This is a genomic window from uncultured Parabacteroides sp. (genome assembly GCF_902493135.1).
In the GTDB taxonomy this organism is placed as follows: domain Bacteria; phylum Bacteroidota; class Bacteroidia; order Bacteroidales; family Tannerellaceae; genus Parabacteroides.
This window is the reverse complement of the sequence record NZ_CABUOD010000049.1, coordinates 23473-30002: the sequence shown is the minus strand read 5'-3', so window position 1 is coordinate 30002 and position 6530 is coordinate 23473. Positions and strand designations below refer to the sequence as shown.

Below are 6530 nucleotides of genomic sequence, written 5' to 3'. Positions count from 1 at the left end.
CAATCTTCATTGTTAACCTTAAATCTAATACCATGAAAAACACAGTGCAAATATATGAACTTTATGTTATGTAGCATACATATTCATTTGGAAATCTCACTTCTTTAACTCGATTTAACGAAAACATGCTACAAAACATAGTTTTTCAATCCTATTTCATCCGAGCATCCGCCCCCCACATGAGTTTTTCACGGAGAGTCTGGTAAAAGGTATGATTGTAACGTTTGATCACTTTGGTCATATAATCAGCCTTGCTCACCCGTAGTTGTATGCCGGTCGGGAATATCTCGGAACGCCCGTCAAGGGCGATCAGGAAATATTTATTCCGACTTTCCACTCCCAGCGTGATCGTAAAGGAATCCGGAATAACCAGTGGGCGGACATTCAACGAATGCGGTGCGACCGGACTCAAAACCAGATTTTTGCTTTGCGGAATGATGATCGGACCGTTCACGCTCATCGAATAAGCAGTCGAGCCTGTCGGAGTAGAGATGACCAAGCCGTCAGCCTGATAGGAAGTCAGGTATTCACCATTCAGCGCCGTATGAATCGTGATCATGGAAGAGGTGTCCCGCTTCAGGATCGCAATCTCATTCAAAGCATAATTATAGCCGTGAAACACCCGGTCCTCCGTATGAAGACGTAATAATGTACGTTCTTCTATCTTATAATAGTTTTTGAATAATTCGTCGAGTGTATCCTCAATATCATTGCTTGCCACATCCGCCAAAAAGCCGAGACGGCCGGTGTTGATGCCTAAAATAGGGATATCCTGCTTATTAACACGTGCAGCCGTACGCAGGAACGTCCCGTCCCCCCCCAAACTCAACGCCACATCCAAATCGAACTCGTCACTTGTCAGAATGCCCGATACCGACGGTTCATAATTCAAGGCATCCGTAAGGAAGAGGTAAAAATCACGATCCACATAGACCTCTGCCTCCAAAGAAGCCAGCTTTTCAAATAAGCGCTTGATCACAAGTTGCTTGTCTGCTTGATACTCACTACCGAAAACCCCAACTTTCTTCATACCTTTCCAATTTCAATTCTTCATTTTCAATTCCTTATATATTCATATAACGAACCAATTCCTCCATCCGCTGTTGCAACAAGTCGTCTACCATCCCTTTCTCCATAAAATAATAAAGAACCGTATAGTTGAAACGTTCGAAACTACGGATGACAGGCGAAGCATCTTCCAGATCTATTTTTATAATCAATTGTAACCGTCCGGTATCCTTATCCGTATAGGAAAGCAGGCTCAACACATGCGCGTTATTCGCTTCTATCAGGCGGGCAATATCCGTCAACGAATAATCCTGCGGCATCACTTCCAAAACGAAAACACTCCCCGCCGTATCGGCATTGCAAAGCTCGGACAGGATATCGATCAGCTTATCACGCGTAATAGCCCCACGATATTCCCCTTCGGAATTGACTACGGGCAGGAGACTTAATTGATAGCGGGTGATTAAAGCCAATGCTTCATGAACATGCGTATTTTCCTGGACACTCGGTGAAAACAGTACCGGATCGCCGATAGTAGCCGCCGGATCGGGCATCGCCAACAGCTCTTTCTCCGACACCAGGCACCGATATATGTTTTCGCTTAATAATGGCAGATGCTTTAACTTAAAATCATCCATCAAGGCTAATGCGTATTCTCCAGTGTCAAAACTTTTTAACACCGGAAGTTCCTTCGTTATGAAATCTTTCACCAACATTCTTCTGTATATTCCCTAAATACTGCTAAATTTGCCGATACTTTTGTGCAAATGTAATGAAAGAAAAAAGATATAACGATATACGATGACAAATTTAAGTGTAAACATTAACAAGGTTGCAACCATTCGTAACGCACGCGGTGGCAATGTACCAAACGTATTAAAAGTAGCATTAGACTGTGAAGCTTTCGGTGCACAAGGCATTACCGTCCATCCCAGACCGGACGAACGCCATATCCGGTATAGCGATGTATATGCCTTGAAACCGGAAATAAAAACAGAGTTTAACATAGAAGGTTATCCTTGCGAGAAATTTATAGACTTGGTTCTAAAAGTAAAACCGACGCAGGTGACACTTGTACCGGATGCTCCCGATGCCATCACTTCCAATGCAGGTTGGGATGTGAAAGCCCACTTCGACCTGTTGAGCGAATTAGTCGATACTTTTACTTCACACGGCATCCGTACATCCATATTTGTCGGAACGGATCTCGAAAATATCGAACTGGCAGCCAAGACAGGAACCGACCGTATCGAGTTATACACGGAACCTTATGCAACCCGCTATCCTGTAAACCGTGAAGAAGCAATCGCTCCTTTCATTGCCGCAGCCACATTGGCAAAAAACTTAGGATTAGGTGTCAATGCCGGTCATGATCTGAGTTTGGAAAACCTGGCGTATTTCCATCAAAATATTCCGGGGTTGGATGAAGTTTCCATCGGCCATGCTTTGATCTGCGACGCACTCTATTACGGATTGAAAGAAACAATTTCACTCTATAAAGGTTGTTTACAAGACACAACCCTTTAATTCTTAATTATTCATTTTTAATTATTCATTGAATAGGTATGAGTATTTTACTTTCCCTGCAGGCTGTAGGGGCACAAACAGCAGAACAGATGCCGGACCTCACGGCGGTAACAGCACCCACGGAAGCTGAAATCAATGTAATCGACCTGGCTTTTAAAGGGGGGTGGATTATGGTTGTCTTATTATTACTGTCGCTGATGGCATGTTATATATTTATCCAACGCCTGATGGTCATCCGTCGCGCGGGTAAAGAGGATGAAACATTTATGAACCGTATCAAAGACTACATCCACGAAGGGAAAGTGGACTCGGCGCTGAACCTGTGCCGGAGCACCAACACCCCTTCCGCCCGTATGATCGAGAAAGGCATCACCCGTCTGGGACGCCCTATGAACGACGTACTGGTTGCGATCGAGAATGTAGGTAACCTGGAGATCGCCAAACTGGAAAAAGGATTTCCATTGATCGCGACAACAGCCGCCGGTGCTCCGATGTTAGGATTCCTGGGGACGGTAACCGGTATGGTCCGCGCCTTCTTCGATATGGCAAATGCCGGAACGAATGTAGACGTAACCTTGTTGTCCGGAGGTATCTACGAAGCATTGGTGACAACGGTAGGTGGTCTGGTTGTCGGTATCATCACATTGTTTGCTTACAACTATCTGGTTTCGCAGGTAGACAACGTAGTGAACAAAATGGAAGCACGTACAATGGAATTTATGGACTTATTGAACGAACCCGCAAACTGAAGATTTATGATTTATGATTTATCCCGTCACAGATACAATCATAAACATAAATCATAACTCAAAAAGTTATGGCTTTAAAACGAAGAACAAAAGTAAATGAAAGCTTCAGCATGGCTTCTATGACGGACGTCATATTCCTGCTGTTGATTTTCTTTATGGTTACCTCAACGGTGGTCATTCCGAACGCCATCAAGGTGACGCTCCCACAGGCACAAAAGCAGACTGCTGCCAAGCCGCTGACGCGTGTCACGATCGATGCGAATCTGAATTACTATGTTGCTTTCGGTAACCAGCGGGAAAAACAAGTGTCTTTCGAAGAGATCACCCCGTTCCTGCAAGACAGTTATGCAAAAGAGCCGGAGATGTTTGTAGCCTTGTATGCAGACGAAACGGTACCTTATAAGGAAATCGTACGTATTCTGAACATCGCAAACGAGAATAAGTTTAAGATGGTGCTTGCCACACGAGCGCAGAAATAGTTGAGATTTATGAAGTTAAACAAAGATGACATATACGGTATAGCGGGTTCGGTAGCTTTCCACCTGTTCATCCTGCTGATTCTGGGACTCACGGTTCTCAAAACCGTCGTTCCTGATGAAGACGGCGGCATACTGGTGAACTTCGGAAATGTCAATGCGGCAGCCGGGACTTTCGAACCGAAATATACCGGACAGGAACCCCCACAGGAAACAACGACTCCTCCCCCTCCTGTACCCGAACCGAAGGTGGAAACTCCTAAGGAAGATTTGGTAACGCAGGACATCGAAGAAAGCGTTGCAATCGAAGAAGCAAAGAAGAAAAAAGAAAAAGAAGAGCAACGCAGGAAAGAAGAAGAGAAAAAACGGAAAGAGGAAGCTGAAAAAGAACGCATCCGTAAGGAGGAAGCCGAGAAGAAACGCCTCGCCGAAGAGCGTCGCAAGAAAGAACAGGCCATCAGCAACAAGGTCGCAGGGGCTTTCGGAATGGGAAGCCAGGAAGGGAACAGCCAGGGGGATGCCGAATCAGGAACCGGCAATCAGGGCAGCCCGTTCGGGAACTCCGACCACGGGGCTAATGAAGGCGTTGGCGGATACGGTTCGTTCAACCTGAACGGACGTTCGATCGGTGCAGGAGGTCTTCCACGCCCTGCCTACACGATCCAGGAAGAGGGACGAATCGTAATCAACATTACGGTAGATCCGAAAGGAAATGTTATATTTGCAGAAATAGGCAAGGGAACGAACATCGACAACGGTTCCATGCGCAAGAGTGCTCTGGATGCGGCCAAACGTGCCAAGTTCAACAGCATCAGCGGCGCTAACAACCAGAGCGGTACGATTACCTATCTGTATAAACTAAAATAGAAATAATATGAAGAAAGCAATTGTATTCTTAGCTAACGGTTTCGAAGAAATGGAAGCCCTGGGGACTGTTGATATTCTGCGTCGCGGTGGAATCGAAGTTACAACTGTTTCCATCACGGCCGATCCGGTTGTCATCGGTGCACACAATGTTCCGGTCACAGCCGACACGACATTGAAGCAGGCAGCACTCGACGACATCGATGCCCTCATCCTTCCCGGAGGCATGCCCGGTGCGGCCAATCTGAATAGTTCCGAACCGGTCAAGGAAGCGTTGCTCCAGCAATATCGCGAAAGCCGTATCGTAGCAGCTATTTGTGCCGCCCCGATGGTATTGGGCGGACTGGGATTATTAAAAGGCCGCAATGCCACCTGCTATCCGGGTTTTGAACCGAAGCTGATCGGTGCTAATGTTACCGGTGAAGCCGTTGAAGTTTCCGACAACGTGATAACCGGTAAAGGTCCGGGACTGGTCATGAACTTTGGCCTTGCCCTAATAGCCGCCATCAAAAACGATGCGGTTGCGGAAGAGGTGGCAGCCGGGTTGCTTTTGTAAAATAAGAACAAAAATTCAAAAGAGAATGTTACGATAAAGTAACCACTCAAAGTATTGTAACATTCTCTTTTATAATATAAGTATATCAACCATAAATAAGACCTAATACTAAACAGACCTAATTCATATGGAAATAATACTACTCATAATAGCTATAATTTCAATTATCCCAATTTTTAATAGTGGTTATAAATTATATCTTAGCAGGAAAAACAAAATAACATTATATTTATCAGCATCTAAAATTAAATTCTTTTATCCAAATAGCGCAATAAAAGCATTATTACGTGACCATGATTATAAGAATCTACCCGATAGCACATTTATAGACTACTCTATTGCTTAAAAAAAAGGATATTATCAAAATGACATTTTAAATTTAAACTTGTTCATTAACGGTAACATCGTGAACACATCTTTTCCTTATAAGGAAATCATCAATTATATACAAAATCCAAACTCACATATTAGCATTGAAGGGTTTATTGAAACTCCCTTCCAACTCGATGAACGTATAAATAGAAAGACGCAACAATGTTTAGATGAATACATCCTTCAAAAGCCTAAAACGACAAATGGAAAAGCATTAAGAATTGTATCATTTGATCCCACTATTGATAAAAATATTTATTCATGTACTTTGCAAACAGCAACCTATTATGACCAAATTCGAACTAATTTAACATTAGACGTACCCTTATCAGACGAAGGAGAAAGCACCATTCGGATAATGGATTTATCACAACAAAAAACACTAAAGTCATTTCAAGATTCCATTATGGCTAATACTATAGGAGTCTCAACCGTATGGTATATGAATAATAAAAAAGGTGATAAGAAGAACAAATTACAATTTTTTTTGAAACCACGTCAGATTCAAGTTGGAGTTTTTACAAATATGTTAGGATCTATCAGTGGAGTCGTAGAACCTATTCCCGCCCATAGTGGAATAAAAATATTAGAAAATCATGTAAAAAATGAAATTCTAAGAGAGTTCTTTGAAGAAACAGGTTTCGACAAATACATGTCAGAAAGGAATATTGATCATTCCGCAATTCAAGTTATCCCATTAGCCTTTAGCAGAGAACTGACAAGAGGAGGAAAACCACAATTCTTTTTTCTTCTAAAAACACCTTATGTATCAGAATTAGACTTTTATCAATATTTCAAACAGTCAATTGATGGTAAAAACGAATTTAAAGATGAATTCATAACTAAACTACCAAGCTATTGTTTATCTCCTGAAGTTGTCATGAATTACATATATGCATTTCAATATCTACAAAAAGAAAGATTTAATATCTATCAATACATAGATTTAGATCCATAAAAAATTATTACACACATAGA

8 protein-coding genes are annotated in these 6530 nt (G+C 42.6%); 6 read left to right on the top strand and 2 right to left on the bottom strand.

Going from position 1 to position 6530, the window contains the following annotated elements; translation table 11 throughout:
- Positions 1-151: 151 nt before the first annotated feature.
- Positions 152-1030 (bottom strand): NAD kinase, encoded by an 879-nt coding sequence (locus RDN79_RS16590; RefSeq protein ID WP_298549786.1) that lies wholly within the window; start codon positions 1028-1030, stop codon positions 152-154.
- 34 nt (positions 1031-1064) lie between these two features.
- Positions 1065-1724 carry a CBS domain-containing protein gene (locus RDN79_RS16585; protein WP_298549788.1) on the bottom strand — a complete coding sequence of 220 codons (660 nt, stop codon included), beginning with the start codon at positions 1722-1724 and terminating at the stop codon, positions 1065-1067.
- Between the two features lie 85 nt (positions 1725-1809).
- On the opposite strand from RDN79_RS16585, the gene RDN79_RS16580 reads away from it, so the two are divergent.
- From RDN79_RS16580 to RDN79_RS16555, 6 genes are all read left to right on the top strand, one after another.
- The gene (locus tag RDN79_RS16580) at positions 1810-2535 is read left to right on the top strand and encodes a pyridoxine 5'-phosphate synthase (RefSeq protein ID WP_298549790.1); all 726 of its coding nucleotides are present in this window, start codon (positions 1810-1812) and stop codon (positions 2533-2535) included.
- Between the two features lie 38 nt (positions 2536-2573).
- Positions 2574-3284, top strand: coding sequence for a MotA/TolQ/ExbB proton channel family protein (locus tag RDN79_RS16575; RefSeq protein WP_005640108.1), 711 nt, complete (start codon positions 2574-2576; stop codon positions 3282-3284).
- Positions 3285-3352: 68 nt separating this feature from the next.
- Positions 3353-3763, top strand: a complete 411-nt coding sequence (locus RDN79_RS16570) for a biopolymer transporter ExbD (RefSeq protein WP_298549791.1) — start codon at positions 3353-3355, stop codon at positions 3761-3763.
- A gap of 9 nt (positions 3764-3772) precedes the next feature.
- Positions 3773-4627, top strand: a complete 855-nt coding sequence (locus tag RDN79_RS16565) for an energy transducer TonB (RefSeq protein WP_298549793.1) — start codon at positions 3773-3775, stop codon at positions 4625-4627.
- A gap of 7 nt (positions 4628-4634) precedes the next feature.
- Complete coding sequence (locus RDN79_RS16560) at positions 4635-5180, top strand: DJ-1 family glyoxalase III (protein ID WP_298549794.1); 546 nt, start codon at positions 4635-4637, stop codon at positions 5178-5180.
- Between the two features lie 406 nt (positions 5181-5586).
- A complete protein-coding gene (locus RDN79_RS16555; protein WP_298549796.1) occupies positions 5587-6510 on the top strand; it encodes a hypothetical protein in 924 nt (307 codons plus the stop codon).
- The last annotated feature ends 20 nt before the right edge of the window (positions 6511-6530 follow it).

What these genes read in the sequence shown, in the direction of transcription:
- RDN79_RS16585 (WP_298549788.1), bottom strand. Translation starts at nt 1,724, where the DNA reads ATGTTGGTGAAAGATTTCATAACGAAGGAACTTCCGGTGTTAAAAAGT.
- RDN79_RS16590 (WP_298549786.1), bottom strand. Translation starts at nt 1,030, where the DNA reads ATGAAGAAAGTTGGGGTTTTCGGTAGTGAGTATCAAGCAGACAAGCAA.
- RDN79_RS16560 (WP_298549794.1), top strand. Translation starts at nt 4,635, where the DNA reads ATGAAGAAAGCAATTGTATTCTTAGCTAACGGTTTCGAAGAAATGGAA.
- RDN79_RS16575 (WP_005640108.1), top strand. Translation starts at nt 2,574, where the DNA reads ATGAGTATTTTACTTTCCCTGCAGGCTGTAGGGGCACAAACAGCAGAA.
- RDN79_RS16570 (WP_298549791.1), top strand. Translation starts at nt 3,353, where the DNA reads ATGGCTTTAAAACGAAGAACAAAAGTAAATGAAAGCTTCAGCATGGCT.
- RDN79_RS16565 (WP_298549793.1), top strand. Translation starts at nt 3,773, where the DNA reads ATGAAGTTAAACAAAGATGACATATACGGTATAGCGGGTTCGGTAGCT.
- RDN79_RS16580 (WP_298549790.1), top strand. Translation starts at nt 1,810, where the DNA reads ATGACAAATTTAAGTGTAAACATTAACAAGGTTGCAACCATTCGTAAC.